General features: G+C 70.9%; 16 protein-coding genes. 2 read left to right on the forward strand and 14 right to left on the reverse strand.

All coding sequences use genetic code 11. The annotated features are described in order from the left end of the window. Positions 1–130: 130 nt before the first annotated feature. The gene (locus AB0I94_RS12790; RefSeq protein WP_363309521.1) at positions 131–1,108 is read left to right on the forward strand and encodes a methyltransferase domain-containing protein; all 978 of its coding nucleotides are present in this window, start codon (positions 131–133) and stop codon (positions 1,106–1,108) included. Between the two features lie 71 nt (positions 1,109–1,179). Here AB0I94_RS12790 and AB0I94_RS12795 read toward each other — a convergent pair whose 3' ends face one another. The 14 genes from AB0I94_RS12795 to AB0I94_RS12860 form a co-directional block, all read right to left on the reverse strand. Then, positions 1,180–2,466, reverse strand: coding sequence for an FHA domain-containing protein (locus AB0I94_RS12795; RefSeq protein WP_363309522.1), 1,287 nt, complete (start codon positions 2,464–2,466; stop codon positions 1,180–1,182). A gap of 131 nt (positions 2,467–2,597) precedes the next feature. Continuing rightward, positions 2,598–3,941 (reverse strand): VWA domain-containing protein, encoded by a 1,344-nt coding sequence (locus AB0I94_RS12800; protein ID WP_363309523.1) that lies wholly within the window; start codon positions 3,939–3,941, stop codon positions 2,598–2,600. Positions 3,942–4,032: 91 nt separating this feature from the next. After that, on the reverse strand, positions 4,033–5,430 hold the full coding sequence (locus AB0I94_RS12805; protein ID WP_363309524.1) for a PP2C family serine/threonine-protein phosphatase: 1,398 nt from the start codon (positions 5,428–5,430) through the stop codon (positions 4,033–4,035). A gap of 2 nt (positions 5,431–5,432) precedes the next feature. Further along, entirely contained in the window at positions 5,433–8,033 is a 2,601-nt protein-coding gene (locus tag AB0I94_RS12810) for a tetratricopeptide repeat protein (RefSeq protein ID WP_363309525.1), read from the reverse strand. Continuing rightward, entirely contained in the window at positions 8,030–9,349 is a 1,320-nt protein-coding gene (locus AB0I94_RS12815) for a hypothetical protein (RefSeq protein ID WP_363309526.1), read from the reverse strand. The genes AB0I94_RS12810 and AB0I94_RS12815 overlap by 4 nt, the downstream gene beginning before the upstream one ends. Before the next feature lie 41 nt (positions 9,350–9,390). Continuing rightward, positions 9,391–10,398 carry a glutamate ABC transporter substrate-binding protein gene (locus AB0I94_RS12820; RefSeq protein WP_363309527.1) on the reverse strand — a complete coding sequence of 336 codons (1,008 nt, stop codon included), beginning with the start codon at positions 10,396–10,398 and terminating at the stop codon, positions 9,391–9,393. Positions 10,399–10,415: 17 nt separating this feature from the next. After that, complete coding sequence (locus tag AB0I94_RS12825) at positions 10,416–11,906, reverse strand: hypothetical protein (RefSeq protein ID WP_363309529.1); 1,491 nt, start codon at positions 11,904–11,906, stop codon at positions 10,416–10,418. A 315-nt stretch (positions 11,907–12,221) separates the two neighbouring features. After that, positions 12,222–13,202, reverse strand: coding sequence for a BadF/BadG/BcrA/BcrD ATPase family protein (locus AB0I94_RS12830; protein ID WP_363309530.1), 981 nt, complete (start codon positions 13,200–13,202; stop codon positions 12,222–12,224). A gap of 2 nt (positions 13,203–13,204) precedes the next feature. Next, entirely contained in the window at positions 13,205–14,470 is a 1,266-nt protein-coding gene (locus AB0I94_RS12835; protein ID WP_363309532.1) for a 6-phospho-beta-glucosidase, read from the reverse strand. 8 nt (positions 14,471–14,478) lie between these two features. Further along, positions 14,479–15,393, reverse strand: a complete 915-nt coding sequence (locus AB0I94_RS12840) for a carbohydrate ABC transporter permease (RefSeq protein ID WP_363309533.1) — start codon at positions 15,391–15,393, stop codon at positions 14,479–14,481. 16 nt (positions 15,394–15,409) lie between these two features. Continuing rightward, positions 15,410–16,345: a sugar ABC transporter permease gene (locus AB0I94_RS12845; protein WP_363309534.1), complete on the reverse strand. Its 936-nt coding sequence runs from the start codon at positions 16,343–16,345 to the stop codon at positions 15,410–15,412. A 19-nt stretch (positions 16,346–16,364) separates the two neighbouring features. Continuing rightward, positions 16,365–17,705, reverse strand: coding sequence for an ABC transporter substrate-binding protein (locus tag AB0I94_RS12850; protein ID WP_363309535.1), 1,341 nt, complete (start codon positions 17,703–17,705; stop codon positions 16,365–16,367). Positions 17,706–17,826: 121 nt separating this feature from the next. Then, a complete protein-coding gene (locus AB0I94_RS12855) occupies positions 17,827–19,029 on the reverse strand; it encodes an ROK family transcriptional regulator (RefSeq protein WP_363309536.1) in 1,203 nt (400 codons plus the stop codon). A gap of 1,068 nt (positions 19,030–20,097) precedes the next feature. Further along, positions 20,098–21,174, reverse strand: coding sequence for a mechanosensitive ion channel family protein (locus AB0I94_RS12860; RefSeq protein WP_363309599.1), 1,077 nt, complete (start codon positions 21,172–21,174; stop codon positions 20,098–20,100). 272 nt (positions 21,175–21,446) lie between these two features. Between AB0I94_RS12860 and AB0I94_RS12865 the strand changes: the two genes are divergently transcribed. Further along, a complete protein-coding gene (locus tag AB0I94_RS12865) occupies positions 21,447–21,983 on the forward strand; it encodes an HNH endonuclease (RefSeq protein WP_160505074.1) in 537 nt (178 codons plus the stop codon). Positions 21,984–22,036: the final 53 nt, after the last annotated feature.

Consider the following 22,036-nt stretch of genomic DNA (forward strand, 5'->3'; position numbering starts at 1 on the left):
TCGTCGCCCCCCGGACGCAGGCTCACGGACCCCGGATCGGGGCCGGTCTCCCCCGGAGCGGGACCGATCTCCTCCGGATCGGTACGTCCTGCCGCTCGCATCGCGGGCCTTACCGCAGCACAGTGGCTATATGGGACCCACAGTCGACCCTCTTCTCGCCGCGGACGCCGCGTCCGCCCTGGTGCGGGAGATAGAGGCGAGCGGTGCCTGGACGCGGGACCCCGGCCTGCGCGCGGCCTTCGAGCACGTCCCGCGGCACCTGTTCGTGCCGTACTACTACGTCCCGTCCTCGGGCGGCGGCTACGAACGCCTCTGGGGCGAGGACCCCGACCCCGCACGCCGGGCACGCTGGCTGCAAGGCGCCTACGCGGACGCCCCGCTCGCCACCCGCGTACGCGACGGAGATCTGCTCTCCTCCAGCAGCCAGCCCTCCCTGATGGCGAAGATGCTGGACGAGCTGGACCTGCGCGACGGGGACTGCTGCGACGTACTGGAGATCGGAGCGGGCACCGGCTACAACGCGGCCCTGCTCGCCCACCGGCTCGGCGAGGAGCACGTGACCACGGTCGATCTGGACCCGGAGATCACCGAGTCCGCGCGGCGGCATCTGACGGCCGCCGGATATCACCCGGCCGTCGTCACCGGCGACGGCAGCGCGGGATGCCCCGAGCGCGCTCCGTACGACCGGATCATCGCCACCTGCACTCTGGCCTCAGTGCCGCGGCCCTGGCTGGCGCAGTGCCGGCCCGGGGCCCGCATCCTGGCTCCGCTGGCCACCGGCCTGATCGCGCTGACGGTACGGGACGCCGAGCACGCCGAAGGCCGCTTCCTGCACACCCCCGCGTACTTCGTGCCGCTGCGGGGCGGCAGCAGAAGGGCCCCGCACGAGCAGCACCTCGGGGGGCTGCCGCGCAGGGCCCTGCAGAACGAGCTCTTCCGTTTCCTGCTGGAGCTGACCGCGGGCAGTCTCGACCCCTATGAGGCCCTCGCCCTGTGGCAGCGCGAGGACCGGCCGGTGCGCGAGCGGTTCGGGGTCACCGTCAGCGGGCCGCACGAGTGGGCCTGGCTGGACGACCCCGAAGGGCCGTACGTCTGGCCACTCACGTGAGCCCCTGAGTCCCTGCGCCTCGGTGCTCGGCTCAGGGGTTCAGGGGCTCAGTGGCTATGGGACTCAGAGGCTCAGCTGTGCCGGATCGTGATCGTCGTCCAGGCGCCCACGTGCACCCGGTCGCCGTCCTGGAGCGGCACGGGGACGAACGGCTGGATGGGCTCCTCGCCGTTGTTGACCGTGGTGCCGTTGGTCGAGTTCTGGTCGACGACCGCCCAGCTGCCGTCCGGCTGCTGGACCAGGACCGCGTGCTGGTGCGAGACGCCCGGGTCCTCCGGCGGCACCGACAGGTCGATGTCGGGGGTGTCGCCGGTGGAGTGGCGGCGGCGGCCGATGGTGATCTGGTTGCCGGCCAGCGGGCGCTGCTGCTCCGGCGAGTACGCGGGCAGGTTCAGGCCCGACGCCTCGGGACCGCTGCGGTGCATCATCGCCATGAAGTACTCGCGGTCGGGGCCGATCGTCGCCGACCAGGAGACCGTGCCGGTGCTGGGCCCCGGCACCGCCTGGAAACCGGGAGGGCCCTGCGGCGCCTGCGTCTGCTGAGGCTGCTGCTGACCCCATTCGCCCTGCTCGGGAGCGCCGGGGCCCGGAGTGGACGACGAGGGCGGCGGGAGCACCCAGTCGTCGCTGCCGCCACCGAAGGAGGGGCCGCCAGGACCCGAAGGACCCGGACCGGGAGGCGGCGGGGTCCCCGTCTCCTGCGGGAACGCGGGGGGAGCCGGCGGACCCTGCTGCTGGAACGCCTGCGGGGGCCGGCCCGACGGGTCACCGCTGTAGGGCGGCGGGGGCGCCTCGCCGCCGTACTGCGGAGGCGCCTCGCCGCTGTACTGCGGAGGTGTCTGACCGGACGGGTTGCCGTTGCCGAACGGCGGGATCGGCTCGGCCGGCCGGTTCATCTGCGAGGGCCGCGAGCCCTGGTAGCCGAACGGGTCCTGGCCGGGCTGGGTGCCGGGCGGCCCGGGGGGCTGCTGCGCACCGGGCGGCTGCTGGAACTGCTGCGCCGGGTTCGGTGTCGGCGGGTGCGGGGCGGCCGGGGTGTACGAGGTCGCCGTGTTCGTCAGGAAGTTCCAGCGGCACTCCTCGCAGAACGGCGCGTTCGCCTCGCGGGGCGTGCGGCACTGCGGGCAGAGCTCGGGCTCGGCGGCCTGGTCCGGCACGGCCGACAGGTGCGGTCGTCCCGGGGCCTGCTGGGGATATCCGTATCCGGAGCCCTGGCCGGGGCCGGGCGGCGGATAGCCGTAGCCCGGCGCGCCCGGGGGCGGCGGGGGAGGCGGCGGTACGGCACCGGCCATGCGGTGACCGCAGACCTCGCACCAGTCGTCGGAACCCGACTGGTGTCCGTTCGGGCAGGTCGGCATGTCGGCGCTTCCCCCTCTCCTTCTCCGGCCCAGTGGGCCGTACGTGCTGCTGTGGGGCTACTGATGAGTCTGCTGTGCTACTGACGAGTATGAGTGGTGCTACTTCGTCACGCTGCTACTTCTTCACGCTGTTACTTCTTCACGCGAACAGTCTTCGTCGACCGTGTCTCGAGAGTCATCTCGTCGGCCTCGGCCACTCGCGCCTTCAATCGAACAGTACCTGCCACCGCGTCGACCACGTCGACCACCTTCGAAAGCAGCTTCGCGGTGTCCTCGTTGCCCGAGGCGCTGGCGAGCTGAACGGCACGACCCAGTTTGGCCGTCGCTCCGTCCATATCTCCCGACTTGCGCGCGTCGAGGCCCTGCTGGATCACCTGGGCCAGTTCCGCCTGGCCCGTGTAGTGCGCCACCTGCGGATTGATCGATGTCGATGCGGTCATGTCGTCCGTCCACACGGCCCGCACCAGGCCCTGCGAGAGCGTCTGGGCGCTGCCGTCCGGCTGCGGCACGATCAGCGAGACACGGGCGGCGAGCATCTCCTGGCCCAGCTCGGCGTTCGGCACCTCGACACATATGTGGTAATCGCGGGACTCGTCGCCCCAGGACCCGGTGGGATAGTCGCCGGCGCGCGGCCCCGCCTCCGTACGGCGGCCCGTCAACTCCTCGACCGTCGGCGCCACTTGCTTGACGAACTTGATCTCCGCGCCCAGCGGCGTCCAGAGCCGCAGGCTGACGTCGGCGACCTCCTTGCCCATCGCCGCCTCCATCATCTGCGTGAAGTCGGCGGACAGGCCCGAGGGGTCGGCGACGATGTCGGCGGTGCCGAGCAGCGCGGAGGCGATGCCGGTGACCTCCTTGACCTCCCAGTCGGTGCCCACACCGCGGGCGTCGCAGGTGAAGCGGCCCGCGCAGGCGTCGAGGGAAGCCTGCAGGTCCTCGGGTGACTCGTGTTCATTGCGGCCGTCGGTCAGCACGATTCCGTGCCGGATCGAGACATCGGCCGAGGCCAGGAGCCGGTCGGCCAGGCGCAGCCAGGTGCCGATCGCCGTGCCGCCGCCCGCGCTGAGCTTGCGCAGGGCCTGCTTGGCCTGCTCCCGGGTCCCCGCGTCCGCGACCGCGAGGCGGCCGCCGCCCGGATAGACCTCCTTGGCGACGTGGGTGCCGCCGATCACCGCGAAGTGGACTCCGTCACGTACGGCGTCGATCGCGGCGGCCGTGGCATCACGGGCGCCGCGCATCTTCGTCGGCGGGTAGTCCATCGAGCCGGAACAGTCGACCATGATCGCCACGGCCGCGTCCGGGGTCTGCCCCGCCGAGTAGAGGTGCGGGGCGCTCACCGCGGACCCCACCGTGCCACCGCCCGTCGAGGTGACCGTGGCGATCGCGTTGACCTCGCGGCCGCCCTCCGGGAGGTACTCGTTCTGATACACGTCGACCGAGAACTGCGGCACGTTCGACTTCGAGAAATTGGCCATGGATCCCTGCTCCCCCTAAACATTCCCACCGGCTTCCCCAAGCCGGTGGGTGACGAGTGCGCATGATCGGCCCCGTCGCCAGGGGCCGCCGCTAGGCCGATCCTGCCCCTTGCGGCACGACACGGAACGGCAGAATCGCCACTGTTACGTTGTCGTGGCCCCCGCCGTCCAGCGCGTGACCGACCAGGACCTGGGCGCTGTGCAGCGGGCGCAGGGCGGAATCGACGGGCACGGCCCGTGCCATGTCCTCCACCGCTTCCGCGTAGTTCCAGAGCCCGTCCGTGCATACGACCACTACACCCGCACGGTCCGGCTTGAAGGAAGCGGTGTGCGGCTCCAGTTCGTACGCGTCGGCGCCGAGCCAGCCCGTGATGGCGTGCGCGCGCTCATCCGCGTACGCCTCCGCCTCGTTCATCAGACCCGCGGCCACCATCTGCGCCGCCCACGAGTCGTCCTCGGTGAGGCGGACCGTCGGGCCGCTGCGGTCGTCGGGCACCCAGTACGCACGGCTGTCGCCGACCCAGCCGACGACCAGGAGGCCACCGGCGATGATCGAGCCGACCAGCGTGCACGCGGGCGCGTTCTGGTGCGGGGAGTGCTCTCTGGCCTGAGTGGGCTCCGCGGCAAGGGCGTTGACCGCGTCGGCCGCGGAGAGGATCGCGTCGTGCATGGCCTGCTGCGGGTGCGTGCCGCGCGGCAGGGCGGCGAGCAGCGATTCGTTCGCCGCGCGTGACGCGGCGAGCGAGGCCTCGTCGGGGCGGGTCGCGGACGAGACACCGTCGCAGACGATCGCGACGACGGCGGGGGATCCGTCCGGCAGCGCGGCCGACGAGATGGCGAACGCGTCCTCGTTGCGGTGGTGGCGCAGGCCCCGGTCGCTGACCGCGGCGACCGCGTCGAGCTCCTGCTCCATGTGGTCGCGCTCGCGCGGCTGGGCGTGCCCGCAGTTCTCGCAGTAGCCGTCCGGGTCCACGCGGCCCGAACGGCACGCCACGCAGAGCTTGGTGCCCGCGGGCGGCGTCGGGTCGGGCAGGGCCGTGCGGGGGTCGGCGGGCTCGGGCTCCGGCGGGGCGCCGGGGGCGGGCAGGGGGTACTCGTCCGGTTCGGCGGGGCGGGGTGAGGGGGCGTCCGTGCGCACGTCTTCCGCGCCTCGTGGCTCCGCCGGGTTCGGGCTCACGTTCGCGTTCGCGTTCGGGGAGAGTTCGCCGCCCGACGACTCCGTGACCGGCAGATCGGTGGGCAGGTGCGCGGGCACCGGCATGTCGGAGCTGTCCACGTCCGGGGCGACGGGCCACTGCGACGACGCGCCGGGCTGCGGCGCCGGCGACGAGCCGTTCATCGCGACGGTGGGGCGGTCGTCCGACCCGGCCGGCTGCGCCGACAGGTCGTACCCGCACGCGCCGCAGAACAGGTCACCCGCCTCCAGCGGCTCTTCGCAGCCGGGGCACGTGGAACCTGCCCCGGCAGTCTGCTGGTGCATCTGCGACATCTTCACACCCACGTCCGAGGGCGGAAACGGTTGGCCCGCTCCACCAGTTCGATCCTTTCCTCGCCACCCTGTGCGAGCCGGGCAAGCGTTCGGTACGAGCGCTCCAGTCCGAACCGGAGGCCGCGCTCGTCCAGGTCGCTGCCGAGCAGCACGGTCCGCGATCCGCCTGCCGGTGCAGCCAGTGCTGCCGGCGGGGCGGAGGCGTGACCAGAGTGCCTACCGGAGAGTACCCAGTCCAACGCGGTGCCAAGGACCTCGGTGGAGAGCCGCTCGCGGCGCACCGCGTCAAGTCCGAAGCCCGCGAGGGCCTCCACCTGGCCCGCCGCGGCCGTCAGATCGTCGAGGAAGTCGAGCAACCGGCCGCCGGAGGACGGCGCGGTGTCCAACGTCATACGGTGCCGCAGCCTCGCCCGCACGGCCGCAACGCGGGCCGCGGTGTAGTGGATCGAGGCCTCGGGCATCGACTCCAGGGTGCGCACGGCAGCGCGCCGGTCGTCCGCGGCGAGCTGTACCCGGGCCAGGCCGAACGCCGCGCTGACATAGCTCGGGTCGGTGGCCCACACGAGGCGGTAGTACTCGGCCGCGTTGTCCAGCTGTTCGAGGACCTCCGCGCAGACGCCGAGGGCCAGCTTGGGCGCGGGCTCGCCGGGGAACGCGTCGTACACCGCGTCGAAGGACAGCGCCGCGCTCTCGTGGTCGCCGGTGGCCAGTGAGGCGACGCCGCGGTACCAGACCACCCGCCAGTCGTCCGGATGCTGTATTTCGAGCTCGGTCAGAGCCTGGGCCGCGGCCGTGGATTCACCCATGGCGAGCCGGGCACGGAGCGCGCGAAGGCGCAGCTCCACCGAGTCGGTGGGCGCGGCCCGCAGCGCCGTGATCAGCTCGGCGGGCGCGGAGGCCATGAGCCCGGCGAGGAAACCGGCGTTCGGGTCGCCCGGATCGACGCGCGGCACCGGCAGCGCGAGCGCCGTCGCGGGGGCGTCGAGCGACCGGACGATCCGGGTCGGCGGCGCGGCGGGCGGCACGGGCGCCGCGGCGATCGCCGGAGTGCCGTTGGCCTCGCCCCGGCCGTTGCCCCCCGTCAGTTCGGCCCGCCCCTTGCGCCCCGCGGGCAGCGCACGCGCCCCGAAGTGCGAGACGTCGCCGGTCAGCTCGGCGAACAACTCCGTGTCCGTGACCTTCACCTCGGGCCCGAACAGCGTCGAGAGCGCGGGCCGCGGCCGCCCCGTCTGGAGGGCCACGACCTCCCTCAGGACACCCGTGAGCTGCTCCGCCATCTCCTGCGCCGAGGCGAACCTGCGGGCCGGGTCCGGGTCCGTGGCACGCACCAACAGGCGGTAGAACGACTCGTACGTACGGAAGACCTCGATGTTGTCGGGGTCCGGCAGGGAGTCCACGAAGACGTTCGTGTAGCCCTGGAAGTCAAAGGTGAGCACGGCCAGCGTGCGCGCCACCGTGTACAGGTCGGAGGCCACCGAAGGGCCGAGCTCGGCGACTTCGGGGCCTTGGTAGCCGACCGTGCCGTAGATCGCGGACTCTTCGTCGTCCATGCGGCGGACCGCGCCCATGTCGATCAGCTTGAGCTGGTCCTCGGTCTGGATCGCGTTGTCCACCTTGAAGTCGCAGTACAGGAGATTGCGGCTGTGCAGATGCCCGAGGGCCTCAAGCGCCTCGATGCCGAACGCGCAGGCCTGCTCCACCGGCAGCGGGTCGCGTTTGCCCTGCGCCGTGCGGCGTTCGTTGGCGATCTCCTTCAGGGACTTGCCGCCGACGTACTCCATGACGATGTAGCCGTCCATGGAGCCCGTGCGCTGGTCGAGGTGCTCCACGAAGTTGTAGATGCGGACGATGTTGCTGTGCTCGATCTCGGCGAGGAAGCGGCGCTCGGAGATCGCGGCGGCCATCGCGTCCTGGTCACCCGTGTCGAGCAGGCCCTTGAGGACCACCCAGCGGTCGGAGACCGCGCGGTCGACGGCGAGATAGACCCAGCCGAGGCCACCGTGCGCCAGACAGCCCACGACCTCGTACTGACCGTGCACGATGTCACCGGCGTTCAGCTTCGGCACGAACGAGTACGGATGGCCGCACTTGGTGCAGAACCCCTCCGTGCGGCCGGGCCGATCCCCTCGCGCCCGGCCCACCGGTGCCCCGCAGTCGGAGCGGGAGCAGAACCGCTTGCGCTCGGGAACCTCAGGGTTCTTCTGCACGGCCTGGCGCGGATCGGGGCGCGGCACCTCGGGTACGAGCACCAGGCCCACGCCCAGCCTGCTGCGGGCCGACGAACCGGCCCCCGAGCCGGAGCTGCGCACCGAGACCGAGCGGGACGTGGAGCTGCCGGACAGCGAGCGGGAGAGCCGCCCCGACACCGATCTGCGCGAGGACTGGGACCGCGACGAGCGGGACGAGGCGCGCGAGCTCGACCGGGAGCTGCTGCTGCCCGAGCCCTTGCCGCCGCCGGTGATGCCGGTCGGGGGAGAGGACACCAGGCCCGTCGGCGAGACGACCGGGGCCAGGCCGCAGGTGTCGCAGTACAGCTCGCCGCCGCCCACGTCCTCGTACGACCCCGTGCATCCGGGTCGCTGGCACTTCTGCTGCTCGCTCATGCTTCCCCCCTCCGGTCGGTGGGACCGCCCTGTTGGGGGACCCTCGATGCAAGGACTTCGGCGGCAGCCTGCTGAAAACGGAGCACCGCCTGTTCGGCGACGCGCAGATCGCAGGGCGCGCTCCACAGCATCCGGCGCGCCGCGTCGTACCGCTCGATCAGGAGCGGGTCCTCCGCGTGGCCCAGGCGGGCGACCTTCGCCTTGTACGCGTCCAGGCGGCCGCGCAGCTCCGCGCGGACCGCGAGGGGCTGGGTGACGGCCGTCAAGGACTCGCGGGCCCGCAGCAGTTCGTCCTCGGCCTTCTCCTCGAGGGACTCAAGGAGCGGGGAGAGCCGGTGCCACTGGGCATACCTGCGGTAGTCGGACGCCATCGCCAGCTGCTCCTGGAGCGCCGTCGACGGGCCGCTGACGGCGGGCACCTCGGACGCCGCGATCTTCGCGAGGACCTCGCCGCGCGCCGAGCGTGCCTCGGCCAGGGTGCGGTCCGCGCGCGAGAGCACGTCACGCAGCCTGCCGAGCCGCAGCTCCGCGTCCTGCCGGACGGTGAGCACCGCGTCGATCTCGCGGCGTACGTCCTCCAGGGCGCGGGCCTCGCGGTCGTAGCGCTCGGTGTGCGGACGGCCGCCGCCGGGGGCCGAACTGCCCTGCGCGGGCTGCCAGAAGGCAAGCGGGTCGGAGATCACCTGCTCGCGAAGGAGCGTCAGCTCGGCCGTGATCCGCTCCAGGTCGTCGCCCGCCGGGTGCTCGCCGGGGCGTACCCCCACGGAGTGGGCGAGCTGGCGGGTGCGGTTCAGCTCGGCGGCGAGGAGGTCGATCCGGGCGGGCAGCGCGGACCAGACCGCGTCGGCGGCGACGACCATGTCCAGCGAGTGCGCGTACAGGTCGTTCATCCGCGAGACGAGGTCGATGAGCGTGAAGCGTTCGGTGAGCTTGGCCGGTCCGGTGATCGAGGCCGACGGCGCGGGGGCGGCGCCGCCGGCGACGGTGACGCTCTCACCGCGCAGCAGCTCGGTCAGCTCCACCAGGTCGTCTCTGTTGGGCCAGCGTCTGCGGGCCCGTACCTCGTGCGCCGCGCGCAGGGCGGCGGCGTACGCGTCGAAGTACGCCCACAGGAGGGTGATCTGCTGCTCTGTGGACTGCCAGCGCTCCTGTGTGGTGCCGGTGAGAACGGCACCTTCGAGGAGTCGACGGCCCGCGTGATCCTGAAGGGCGAGGAGCGAGGTCTCGATCGCCTCGTGCTCTGCGTCGAGCCGCGCCAGCGCACGGTCCACCTCGTCCCGGTCCATCACAGGACCGGGGGGTCCCGCGACGCTCATCGATCACCTCTCCGCTCTGCGTTGCTGTGCACGTCCGGCGCTCAGTCGCTGTACTTCGGTGCGGGCGGTCCCGCCGATTCGCCGAGGGCCGGCTTCAGCCAGTGGTCGTAACTCTTCTGCCAGCCGCTCTCGCGGTAGTCCTCGAGTACTTGGTTGACCCGCCGCACCAGGTCGTCCTCGCCCTTCTCCGGCTTCTTCATCGCCACGCCGTAGTACTCCGTGTTGAGCGGTGCGTCGCCCTTGAGCTCGACCGTCGGGTCCTGTGCTGCCTGGCTCGCGGCGAGCGCGCTGTCGGTCACGACGGCGTCCACCTCACCGAGCTGGAGCCTTACCAGGCAGTCGAGTTGGTTCGGCACCGTAGTTCCGATGTCGGCATCGAGGCCCTTCTTCTTGAGCTCCTGCAGCTTGGTGAGTGCCGTGGAACCCTTCGCGGAGCAGACCTTCTTGCCGTCCAGCGTGTCGTCGAATCCGGTGATCTTCGACGACCTGGGGGCGAGGACCTGCTGGCCGGTCTTGAAGTACGCGGTGGAGAAGGAGACTTCCTTCTCGCGGTCGCAGGTGATCGTCATGGTCCGCACGACCATGTCGACCTGGCCGCTCTGTATCGCCTTGACGCGCTGGTTGGTGGGGACGGCGCGGAAGAGCACGGCGTCGCGGTCGCCGAGGATCTCCTCGGCGATCTTGTGTGCGAGGTCGATGTCGAAGCCTTCGAGCGTCCCCGTCTTCTTGTTCGGGTCGCGGTAGCCCCAGCGGTAGCTGTTCTGGTCGACGCCGACGATGAGCTTCTTGCGGTCCCGGATGGCGTCGATCGTCGGGCCGTCCTTGTCGTCCGGCGAGAGGCTCTCCTCCGGGGTCTCGCACTCCTCGGCGCGCGCGGGAGAGGCCGCGGAGGAGCCCCGGGACGCGACCTGGCCTTCGCCCTTGCCGGTCCCTGCCGCGCCGCCGGCCTCCGGCAGCACGAGCACCAGGGAGCCCGTGAGCGCGCAGGCCACCGCCATGGCGGCAGCCCCGCCCCAGCCGCGCATCCTCGCCAGTCCTCGCGTACGCATCGTCCGCTCGCCCCCTCTCACCTGTACTCCGACAGCCTGCGCCCGACGCCGAGCACGGCGCCCGCCGCGGCGAGCACCGCGAGCACGGCGGCGCCCTCCGGGAGCCCGCTCATCGCTCCCTTGCCGTCCTTCGCCGCCAGCTCGAACTCGCTGCGCTCGTGCTTCAGCGCGTCGTCCAGCGCGTCGTCGACATTGTCGAAGCACTCGCCGGTGGGCTCGTCGCTCTTGTCGCCGACGACCTTGGCGAGCGCGCCCTTGTAGTCACCCGCGTCGTCGCTGTCCCGTGCGGTCTTGTGCCGGTCCTTCCAGACCGAGACGTTCTTCGCGGCGGCCTCGACGGGGTTCTTGCCCGACGCGTCGTCGGCGATGTCGACGGCCTGGCCGAGCAGACCGCTGTCGGCGCTGCCGAGCTGCTTCATCTGCGTCTGGTACGCGACGTCGAACTTGTCCTTGATCTCCTTCTCCGCACCTACCTCGACGGTCTCCGCGCCCCGGCTGACCAGAGTGAGGTTTTCGTTGCTGCGCGCCTTGAGGGAGCTGATGCGGGCGTCGTTCAGGACGTTCAGGGACTCCACGCCGTGGTCGTACGATTCGTTGAGCCCCGAGCGCGCGAGGGTGTGCCCGGCGACGAGCCAGAGCAGGACCACCGTGGCCGCGGCGGTCGCGGCGACCAGGCCGTGGTTGAAGACCCGGTTCGTGCGGTGGTAGTTGCGGCGCTGGGCCCAGAACAGGGCTCCGAGCGCGAGCAGGCCGAGGGCGATGGCGAACCAGGGGTACGGCTTCGCGTCGTCGTAGTCCGCGTTCAGCCGTTCCTTCTCCGCGGTGTAGAGCTGCTCGGCGGCCGGCAGCATCTGGGTCTGCATCTTGTCGTTCGCGTACCGCAGATAGGCGCCGCCCAGGGGCAGGCCCTGGCGGTTGCTCGCGCGGGCCCGCTCGATCAGGCCGGTGTACTCCGGGAGCAGCTTGTTCAGCTTGCTCACCGACGCGGCGGCCGACGAGCCCGAGCCCGCGTTCGACGCGGCGTTCGCCAGCTTCTCGGAGGCCCGCTCGATGTCGGCCTTGTACCGGTCGCGTACCTCGGCCGGTTCCTGACCGCCCGCCAGGAAGCCGCTGGACGCGGCCGTGTTGGCGTCGGCGAGGGAGCGGTAGATCGCCGCCGCGTCGTCGCTCAGCGGCTGGCTGCGGTTCAGGACGCTGTCCGCGGCGGCCGAACGGTCGGACATCTGCCAGGTGGTGACCGCGCCGAACGCCACGACGAGGAGCGCGAGGACGGCACCGATGATCCGCAGCTTCCCCGGCTCCGTCGTCGCCGCCGCACGCAGCCGGTCCCGGCCCTCGACCCACGCGGGCCGGCGGGGCGCGGCGCCCGGCACGGCCTGCGCGGACGACACGGAGTCCGGTCCTGCCTGTGGCGGGACGGCGGGCATCGTCGGCGCGGCCTGTCCCGGCGGCGCGGCGCTGCCGTTCGGCGGGTATGTCACCTCGACCTCGACCTCCCCCTTGGTCATCGGACGTTCACTTCCGCCCGGCGTGCGCGGTGCGGGAAGAAGTGCACGGCGGCAAGTATCGCCGCAGGGACGGACATCCGCACAGGTCTTGACTGGATCTTGTTCTGATCACCGCGCCCGGAGACCTCTTCACCGCCCCCGGAGACCTCTTCGGATCATGCGAAGCCCGTCCGGATGTCCGGATCATGTGAAGATCGCACACCACCCCTGCCCTTGAATACGCGATCCAGTGCGGATCGGTTCCCTCCCGGGCCGAGGAACTCCGGCCCGGGGCACTCCGAGCCGAGAAACTCCGAGCCGGTGAACTCGGCCGCTTCAGGCTCCCGGACCGCCCTCGTAGTGCCGCCGCACGCGCGCGTGCACCTCGGTGGGCGCCCCCACCTGGTCGAGACCCAGCAGCGCCGCGCCGAGCACGGGGCGGGCGACGACCACCCTGACCACCGCTTTGGGCGCCCGCTCGGCCAGCAACGCCCGGACCCGGTCATCCAGTTGGGGGTGCCGGGCGGCGAGGATGCTGCCGCCGAGCAGCACCGGGGTCACCTCGCCGAGCAGACCGAGACGGTCCAGCGCCACGGTCGACATGGCGACCACCTCGTCGGCCATCCGGTCCACCAGCGAGCGCGCCACCGCGTCGCCGGCCGCCGCCGTCGCGAAGAGCACCGGCGTCAGCTCGTGCCGCCGTACGGGGGCGATGGAGCCCAGGTGAAGGGCCTCGATGAGCGCGTACATGGAGGGCAGGCCGAAGTGCGCGGGCAGCGTCTCGCGCAGCGCGGTGGCGTCGCCGCGGCCGTCCGCGGCCCGCGCCGCGAACCAGAGCGCCTCCTCGGCCAGGCCGCCACCGCCGCCCCAGTCGCCGGAGATCCGGCCGATGGCGGGGAAGCGCGCCGTGCGCCCGTCGGGCAGCATGCCCACGCAGTTGATGCCCGCCCCGCACACCACGGCGACGCCCCGCGGCTCGGCGTCCTCCAGGAGCCCGGCGCGCAGGATGGCGAAGGTGTCGTTGCGTACGTCCACGGAAGGGCCCCACGCGCGGCGGCGCAGCGCCGCCGCCAACTCCCGCTCCTCCACGGGAAGGTCGGCATTGGCCAGGCAGGCGGACACGTGCCCCACGGAGTCGGTCCCCGCCTCGGCCAGGGCCCGCTCCACCGCCTCCTGGAGGACGTCCACCGCGGCCTCGACGCCGACCTGCGGCGGCTGGAACCCGCCGCCGCGGGCCGCGCCGACGATCGTGCCGTCGGCCGCGACCACCGCGACGTCGGTCTTGCTGTTGCCCGCGTCGATCGCGAGCACGCTCATGCCTACGCCCACGCCAGGTGCTCCCGGTTGTGCGCGATGAGGCTGTCGGTGAGCTGCTCCGCGTACGCGTACTGACCGACCAGCGGGTGGGCGAGCAGCGCCTTGAAGACGCGGTCGCGGCCCCCGTGCAGCGCGGCCTGGAGGGCCAGGTCCTCGTAGCCGGTGACGTTCGCGATGAGCCCGGCGTACAGCGGGTCGAGCTTCGGCACGGCCAGCGGCTCGGCGCCCGTGCCGTCGACCGTGGCCTGCACCTCGATCACGGCGTCGTCCGGCAGGAACGGCAGCGTGCCGTTGTTGACGGTGTTCACCACCTGGTGGGGGCTGCCCCCGTTGCCGAGCAGCGAGGCCGCCAGGTCCACGGCCGCCTCCGAGTAGAAGGCACCGCCGCGCTTGGCGAGCAGCTCCGGCTTCTCGTCGAGCGTCGGGTCGCCGTACATGGCCAGCAACTCCCGCTCCATCGCGGCCACTTCGGCGGCGCGCGACGGCTTGGTCCTCAGCTCCTCCACCACGGCGTCGTGCTGGTAGAAGTAGCGCAGGTAGTACGAGGGCACGACACCGAGCCGGTCTACGATCTCGCGCGGCATGCGCAGGTCGGCGGCGACCGCGTCCCCGTGCTCGGCGAGCAGCTTGGGCAGGACGTCCTCGCCACCCGGGCCTCCGAGACGTACGCCCGTCTCCCACGTCAGGTGGTTGAGCCCCACGTGATCGAGGTGCACCTCGCCCGGCGCGACATCCAGCAGCTTCGCGAACTTCCGCTGGAAGCCGATCGCGACATTGCACAGGCCGACGGCCTTGTGCCCGGCCTGGAGCAGCGCCCGCGTGACGATGCCCACCGGGTTGGTGAAGTCGATGATCCAGGCGTTCGGATTCGTACGCCGTACGCGCTCGGCGATGTCGAGGACGACCGGGACCGTGCGCAGGGCCTTCGCCAGGCCGCCCGCACCGGTGGTCTCCTGGCCGACGCAGCCGCACTCCAGCGGCCACGTCTCGTCCTGCCGGCGTGCCGCCTGCCCGCCGACGCGCAGCTGGAGCAGGACCGCGTCGGCGTCCGCGACGCCCGCGTCCACGTCGGAGGTGGTGACGATGCGGCCGGGGTGCCCCTGCTTGGCGAAGATGCGCCGCGCCAGGCCCCCGACGAGTTCGAGACGGTCCGCCGCGGGGTCCACGAGGACGAGTTCCTCGATCGGCAGTGAATCCCTCAACCGCGCGAACCCGTCGATGAGTTCGGGTGTGTAGGTCGACCCTCCGCCGACCACTGCGAGCTTCATATCGGTTCTCAGCCCTTTACTCCGGTGAGGGTGACGCCTTCGACGAAGGCCTTCTGTGCGAAGAAGAAGATGATGATGACCGGCGCCATGACGAGCAGGGTCGCGGCCATGGTCATGTTCCAGTTGACGCTGTGGGCACTCTTGAAGGATTCCAGGCCGTAACTGAGCGTCCAGGCGCCGGGGTTCTGGGCCGCGTAGATCTGCGGCCCGAAGTAGTCGTTCCAGCAGTAGAAGAACTGGAAGAGCGCGATGGCGGCGATGCCGGGCTTGGCCATCGGCACGACGATCTTGATCATCGTACGGAACTCACCGCAGCCGTCGACCTTGGCCGACTCGATGTACTCCTTGGGGATGGTGAGGAGGAACTGCCTCAGCAGGAAGATCGAGTACGCGTCGCCGAACGCCATCGGAATGATCAGCGGCCACAGGGTGCCCGACAGATGGAACTGCTGCGCCCACACCAAGTACATCGGAATGACGATGACCTGCGGCGGGAGCATCATCGTCGAGATGACGAGCAGCATCGCGGTGCGCCGCCCGCGGAAGCGGAACTTGGCGAGCGCGTACGCCACGGGGATCGCCGAGCAGACCGTGAACAGGGTGCCGAGCCCCGCGTACATGAGCGAGTTGCGCCACCAGTCCAGGAAGCCGGGCGTCTCGAACACGGCCTGGTAGTTCGACCAGTGCCAGGAGTCGGGCCACAGGTCGCCGCTCATGGCCTGCGAGTCGCTCATCACCGACGTCAGGAAGACGAAGACGAACGGCAGGACGAAGAGGAGCGCGACGGCTATCGCCACGCTGTGCACGGCGATCCAGTGCAGGATCCGCTTGCGGCGGGCGCGGGCGGCGGCCGGGCCGCGCTGTTTCGACGCGGCGGGGACGGGCGCGGCGGGCGCGGGGACGGTCGTGGTGGTCGAAGTCATCGGAAGTCCTCAGTCCTCAGTCCTCGGCCGCGAGCAGCCCGGAGCGTTTGCGCATCAGGAGCAGCGTGACGGCCATGGCGATGGCGAAGAGCACGAGCGAGAGCACGCACGCGGCACCGGTGTTGAAGTTCTGGAAACCCATCGAGTAGACGAGCTGGGGGACCGTGAGGGTCGAGTGGTCCGGATAGCCGGGCTGGATCACCGAGCCGGGGCCGATGTTGACGCCGGACGCGACCTTCCCCGCGACCAGGGCCTGCGTGTAGTACTGCATCGTCTGCACGACGCCCGTGACCACCGCGAACATCACGATCGGTGTGATCGCGGGCCAGGTGACGTAGCGGAACTTGGCGAACGTCCCGGCGCCGTCCAGATCGGCGGCCTCGTACTGCTCCTTCGGCACGTCGAGCAGGGCCGCCATGAAGATGACCATCAGGTCGCCGATGCCCCACAGGGAGAGCAGCACGAGCGAGGGTTTGGCGGTGTCCGGGTCGTTGAACCAGTTGGGCCCGGAGATCCCGACCGCGCCGAGGATCTCGTTCACCGGGCCCGTGCCCGGGTTGAGCAGGAAGACGAAGGCGACGGTGGCGGCCACCGGCGGGGCGAGATACGGAAGGTAGAAGGCGGTACGGAAGAGCCCGGGTCCCGTCTTGATCTTCGTGATGAGCAGCCCGAGCGAGAGCCCGAAGACCACCCGCAGGGCCACCATGATCACGACCAGCCAGAGGGTGTTCCACAGGGCGGGACCGAACAGGGGCATCTGCTCGAACACGTACTTCCAGTTCCGGAGGCCGACGAACGAAGGCTCCTTGATCTGGTTGTAGTGCATGAACGAGAAGTAGACGGTCGCGATCAGCGGATAGGCGAAGAAGACGCTGAAGCCGACCAGCCAGGGAGAGAGGAAACCGAGCGTGCGCAGTCTGCGGCGCGCGGGGTTGGAGAGGGTCATTGCCATGGCGGGGGTCCTCAGCTCTTCAGCTCTTCGACTGGAGGGTGTCGGCGTCGATCTGCTCGTCGAGCTTCTTCAGGCCCTTGCGCAGATCGGGGACGCGCCCGGCCTCTACGGAGTACGCGAAGTCCATCAGCGAGACGACGTAGGCGCCGCCGTTGACGGAGGGCGGCAGGGCCTCGCTGTGTTTGTTCTCCAGGATGTCGAAGAAGGCGCGGAAGGTCGGATCGGCGTCCAGGCGGGGCGACTTGAGCGCCGCGAACGTGGAGGGCACGTTGTGGATGGCGTTCGCGAAGTTCACGACCTGGTCGGTGTCCGCGGTCAGGAACCTCACCAGCTCCCACGCCGCGTTCTGGTGCTTGCTGCTGTGCGCGATCCCGGCGACGGTGCCGGTGATGAAGCCGCGCCCGTACGTGTCGGCCTGGTCGTCGGGGACCGGCAGCGGCGCCACGCCCCAGTCGAACTCCGCCTTCGCCTCGTCCAGCATCAGGCCGCGCCACTCGCCGTCCAGATGCATCGCCACCTTGCCGGTGAGGAAGGCGTTCTGGCTGGACATCTCGTCACCGAAGGTCAGCCGGAACCGCTCAAGGTCTCGGAAACCGCCCTGTGCTTCAGCGAGTTGACGAGCGGTCTTGAAGAACTCGTACGTCTTCGGCTCATCGGCGAGGCGCGACCGGCCCTCGGCGTCGAAGTACTGGGGCCCCCACTGCGCGAAGAGGCGGTCCGGGCTGTTCTGGTAGAAGCGGAAGTTGGGCAGGAACCCGACCTGCTTGTACGAGTTCTTGCCGCCGCGGACGGTGAGCTTCTTGCTGACCTTCTCGAACTCGGACATCGTGCGCGGAGGGCGCTCGATGCCCGCCTTCTTGTAGGCGTCCTTGTTGTAGTACATGCCGAAGGCGTCCGCGAGCAGCGGCAGGGCGCACTGGTTTCCGCGGTAACTGGTGTAGTCGAGAAGCGTCTTGGGGAACGTCTTGCGCTTGTCGAGACCGGACTTCTTCATGAACGGATCCAGGTCCGCCCACATCCCGGAGTCGCAGTACTGGCCCACGTTGTTGGTGGTGAAGGAGGACACCACGTCCGGCGCCTTGTCGCCACCCGCCCGCAGGGCCTGGTTGACGGTCGCGTCGGAAACGTTGCCGGTGGCCTTCACCTTGATGTTCGGATGCAGCTTCTCGAACCGGTCGATGCTGTCGTCGACGGCCTTGACCTCGCCGGGCGTCGACCAGCCGTGCCAGAACTTCAGGGTGACCGGCTCGGTCGGGTCGTCGTTCGCGCTGCCGACGCTCGGGTTGGCGCAGCCGGAGAGCAGGAGACCGGCTGCGGCGAGCGCCGCGGACGCGCAGGTGGGCATGCGCCATCGCGGCATGGCGGACTTCCTTTACGGAGTACGGAGTACGGGGAAGGGGGGCGGGAGCGGGAAGGGGTGGCGGAGCTTGTGGGGCTACGAGGGTGGGGCTTGTGTGGGGTGGGGCTTGTGGGGGGGGGGCTCAGGCCGTGTCGAAGACCTGGTCGCGGGCCTGGGTGAGGGCCGAGCGCAGGGCGCCGGTGAGGATCGGGTCGCCGTCGAGTTCGCTGATGCGGATCTGCGGGCGGGGCAGCGCGAGACCGGTCAGCTCCTCCTCGACCCTGACGCGCAGCTTGTCGCCGCCCGCCTGGGCCACCGAGCCGGAGAGCACGACGAGTTCGGGGTCGACGACGGCGACGACGGCGGCGATGCCGGTGGCGATACGCCGTGCGACCTCGGCGACGATCGTGTCGTCGCCGAGCGCCTGGGCCAACGTGGCGCCGCTGCCCGCAAGTTCACGGATCACCGGCGCGGAGACCAGGCTCTGGAAGCCGCCGCCCCCGTCCGGGCCGCGCGTCGCCTCGGGGCCGCCGTGCGCCAAGGGGGCGCCGGGCAGCGGCATGTAGCCGATCTCGCCCGCGCCGCCGGTCGCGCCGCGCAGCAGGGTGCCGCCGAGCACGATGGCGGCGCCGACGCCTTCGTCGAGCCAGGCCAGCACGTAGTTGTCGTTGTCCTGGGCGGCGCCCTCGTACTGCTCGGCGACGGCGGCCAGGTTCACGTCGTTCTCGATCTCGACCGGGGTGCCGAGCACTGCGGCGAGGTCGTCGCGCAGGGTGCGGGAGTGCCAGCCGGGCAGGTGCGGGGCGTAGCGCAGTTGTCCGGTGTGCGGGTCGATGGCTCCGGGGGTGCCGATGACGGCGGCCCGCAGGTCGTCATGGCCGAGTCCCGCTTGGCGCAGGGCGCCGTCGACGGCCTCGGCGACGAGCTGGGCGGTGCGGTGGCGCACGTCCTCGGCGACGGCTTCGGCCTCCACGCGCTGCTTCCCGAGGACGGTGCCGGTGATGTCGGCGACGAGCGCGGTGATCCCGGTGGGGTCGGCGGACAGCGCGGCTACGTGGCCGGCGCCCGGGTCGATCTCGTACAGCAGGGCGTTGGGCCCCGGCCGCCCGCTGAGGCTGCCGGTGGTGTGCACGAGCCCGGCCGCCTCCAGCCGCCCGAGGAGCTGCGAGGTGGTGGGCTTGGACAGCCCGGTCAGCTCACCGATGCGGGTGCGGGTGAGGGGCCCGTGCGCGACCAGGAGGTCGAGGACCGCCCGATCGTTCATGGCACGCAGGACGCTCGGCGTGCCCGGGGTTCCCGGGATCCCCGGAATCCCTGGGGTCCCCGGAGTGCTGCCTGCTGCCATGAAGACACCGCCCGTCAGCGACTGTTAGGAAACTTTCCAATTCGTGAGGACCGTACGGCTGGCGTGAATAAGGCGTCAATAGACGACGCCCCTGCGGCAACCAAGTCGTTACCTGCGGGGGTGCGGCGTTGCAGGGGGTGCGGCTGGGGGGAGTGGGGAGGGCGGGGGTGGTGTTGGGCTGCGGGGTGGAGTTGCTGGGGCGGGGGCTTTGGTTGGTCGGCGGCTTTGGTTGGTGCCGGGGCCGTCCGGTGGTCCCGAGGTTGGCGGTTCCGGGCCGGGCGTCAAGGGCGCTCCTGCGTCGCGTCGGCTGCGCCGATTGCGCTGCGCTCCACCCTTGACACCCGCCCCTCCACCGCGCGAGGGAAGACGACCGGACGGCCCAAGGGGCGGGACTCTCGACCAGGGCCGGCTACTCACCCGGCTTCACTGTCGGGTGCGGACTTGTTCGTCGCAGGGCGCCCCGAGGGGGGAAGGGCGCGCGGCCGCTCCGGGGAGGGGTGCCGGTCACGTCAAGCGACTGTCGACCGGATCTTCCGGGGTGGCCGCAGGAGGTGAGGTGCACCGGGCGGGTCCGGGGAAGGGCGCCGGACTCGTCAGGCGTCTGCCGGCCGGATCTTTCGGGGTGGCCGCCGGGGGATGAGTGAGCGGTGCCGGGGCGGGCGCCCGATCACGGTCGGAGATCTGTCCGTCTGCCCATCTGTCCATCGCGTGTGGCCGTCGTGGCTGTGAGCGCGGGTGGTGGCGGCGTCGGGAGTCGCGGCGGTGAGTGGTGTGGCTGCCGTGGTGTTCATCCCGCACGCCCACTATCGCAAAGTGGGGCATACCGGCGTCCGGAGGTGTGGATTGCAAGAAAGTTCCACCTCTGGCCTGTACGGCATGGCGTGTCGTGGGATTTTCCTGCAATCCACTGCCGATGGCCGCCTGTCGCGGACTCGGGACAACCGGACGGCCCCGGCACCAACACCACCGCAGGTTCAGCGAAGCCCCCGCCCCACCAACCCCCCCGCCCCGATACATCAGCAGGGCGCCCGGAAAGACCCAGGCGCCCCACCCACTTTGCGACCAGAACTACTTCGCCAGGTTCGGCGGCGGCGGTATCGGTGAGGCCGCCAGGGACTGTGGGGACGTTGCCGAGGCGTATGCGGACGGGGCCGCTACGGCCGCCGACGGGTCCGCTGCCGTTTCCTCCGTCGCCTGGAGCGGGAGGCCGCCCACGATGCGGATGCCCGCCTCGTCGAACGCCTGCTTGATGCGCCAGCGCAGCTCTCGCTCCACGCCGAGGGCGTTGCCCGGCATCGTCTTCGCGGCAACCCGTACGACCATCGAGTCGAGCAGCACGCTGTCCAGGCCGAGGACCTCGACCGAGCCCCACAGGCGCTCGTTCCACGGTTCGTCCTTGGCCATGGTCTCGCCGACCTCCGCCAGGGTCGCCTTCACCTTGTCGAGGTCCTCGTCCGGGCGGACCGTCACGTCGACGCCCGCCGTGGACCAGCCCTGGCTGAGGTTGCCGATGCGCTTGACCTCGCCGTTGCGGACGTACCAGATCTCGCCGTTGTCGCCGCGGAGCTTCGTCACGCGCAGGCCGACCTCGATGACCTCGCCCGACGCCACGCCCGCGTCGATCGAGTCGCCCACGCCGTACTGGTCCTCCAGGATCATGAAGACGCCGGAGAGGAAGTCCGTGACCAGGTTGCGGGCACCGAAGCCGATCGCCACGCCCGCCACACCCGCCGAGGCGAGCAGTGGGGCGAGGTTGATCTGGAACGCGCCGAGGACCATCAGCGCGGCCGTGCCCAGGATCAGGAACGACGCCACCGAGCGCAGCACCGAACCGATCGCCTGCGAGCGCTGGCGGCGCCGCTCCACGTTCACGAGGAGGCCGCCGAGCGCTGTGCCGCTGGCGGACTGCGACGTTCGGTTCATGCGGTCCACGAACTTGGTGATCGAGCGCCGGACGACCACGCGCAGGACCACGGCGACCGCGATGATCAACAGGATGCGGAGCCCGATGCCCAGCCACGCCGACCAGTTCTGCTCGACCCAGCTCGCGGCGTTCGTCGCGTGCTCCTGGGCGTCTTCCAGGGTCGGGGGCTTCGGCGTCGGCTTGTCGTCCGGGTCCGTTCCGGCTGTTGACAGGACGGACAGGAACACGGCAGGTACCTCCAGGCATAGCGGCCTGCCCAGGAGATGCGCCGGGCAGAGAGACCACACTAACGGGGCATTGTGTGTGGATCGTTGTGATGTTCGAGGGAGAGACAGTGCTGACCTGGGGAAGACAAGAGTGACGTACATGTGTGGTCGAAAACACTCCGAGCCCGTTACCGGCACATGGTGGCGCTTGGACCAGGCATGAGGGGAGACTGGCTACAGATCGTCCCGGCGCGAGCCACGCGCCGCCGGCGTAATAGGAGGCATCCGTGCCGCACGTCCTGGTCCTCAACGCGTCGTACGAGCCCCTCGGCGTCGTACCGCTCCGCCGCGCGCTCGTCCTCGTCCTGGAGAACAAGGCTCTCTGCCTCGAGGAATCCGGCGCCTTCATGCACAGCGCAACGCGCACTGTCCCCGCACCCAGCGTGGTCCGCCTCAAGCGGTTCGTCCGGGTCCCTTACAGGGGGCCCGTTCCTCTGACCAGGCGGGCGCTCTTCGCCCGCGACGGCGGTCGGTGCATGTACTGCGGTGGCGTCGCAACCAGCGTCGACCACGTCATTCCGAAGAGCCGTGGCGGTCAGCACGCCTGGGAGAATGTGGTGGCCTCCTGCCGCCGCTGCAACCACACCAAGGCGGACCGTCACCTCATGGAGCTGGGGTGGCGCCTGCGTCACAAGCCCGCGCCGCCCTCGGGCCTCGCGTGGCGCATCATCGGGACCGGGCACAGGGATCCGCGCTGGCTGCCGTACTTGCAGCCCTTCGGCGCGGACGACGCGATGGCCCGGATCGATGGCATTTCTGCCTAGAAATCGATCCGGGCTTTTGTGTGTGGTGATGCGTGGCCGGGGCGGGCTCGCTC

Origin of the sequence: Streptomyces sp. NPDC050147, assembly GCF_040660195.1 — a bacterium.
Lineage (GTDB): Bacteria > Actinomycetota > Actinomycetes > Streptomycetales > Streptomycetaceae > Streptomyces.

Bases quoted from the DNA above. Each gene is read 5' to 3' on its own strand.
- AB0I94_RS12840 (WP_363309533.1), bottom strand. From the start codon at position 15,393: ATGACTTCGACCACCACGACCGTCCCCGCGCCCGCCGCGCCCGTCCCC.
- AB0I94_RS12850 (WP_363309535.1), bottom strand. From the start codon at position 17,705: ATGCCGCGATGGCGCATGCCCACCTGCGCGTCCGCGGCGCTCGCCGCA.
- AB0I94_RS12855 (WP_363309536.1), bottom strand. From the start codon at position 19,029: ATGGCAGCAGGCAGCACTCCGGGGACCCCAGGGATTCCGGGGATCCCG.
- AB0I94_RS12845 (WP_363309534.1), bottom strand. From the start codon at position 16,345: ATGGCAATGACCCTCTCCAACCCCGCGCGCCGCAGACTGCGCACGCTC.
- AB0I94_RS12800 (WP_363309523.1), bottom strand. From the start codon at position 3,941: ATGGCCAATTTCTCGAAGTCGAACGTGCCGCAGTTCTCGGTCGACGTG.
- AB0I94_RS12820 (WP_363309527.1), bottom strand. From the start codon at position 10,398: ATGCGTACGCGAGGACTGGCGAGGATGCGCGGCTGGGGCGGGGCTGCC.
- AB0I94_RS12835 (WP_363309532.1), bottom strand. From the start codon at position 14,470: ATGAAGCTCGCAGTGGTCGGCGGAGGGTCGACCTACACACCCGAACTC.
- AB0I94_RS12810 (WP_363309525.1), bottom strand. From the start codon at position 8,033: ATGAGCGAGCAGCAGAAGTGCCAGCGACCCGGATGCACGGGGTCGTAC.
- AB0I94_RS12790 (WP_363309521.1), top strand. From the start codon at position 131: ATGGGACCCACAGTCGACCCTCTTCTCGCCGCGGACGCCGCGTCCGCC.
- AB0I94_RS12825 (WP_363309529.1), bottom strand. From the start codon at position 11,906: ATGACCAAGGGGGAGGTCGAGGTCGAGGTGACATACCCGCCGAACGGC.
- AB0I94_RS12805 (WP_363309524.1), bottom strand. From the start codon at position 5,430: ATGTCGCAGATGCACCAGCAGACTGCCGGGGCAGGTTCCACGTGCCCC.
- AB0I94_RS12830 (WP_363309530.1), bottom strand. From the start codon at position 13,202: ATGAGCGTGCTCGCGATCGACGCGGGCAACAGCAAGACCGACGTCGCG.
- AB0I94_RS12815 (WP_363309526.1), bottom strand. From the start codon at position 9,349: ATGAGCGTCGCGGGACCCCCCGGTCCTGTGATGGACCGGGACGAGGTG.
- AB0I94_RS12795 (WP_363309522.1), bottom strand. From the start codon at position 2,466: ATGCCGACCTGCCCGAACGGACACCAGTCGGGTTCCGACGACTGGTGC.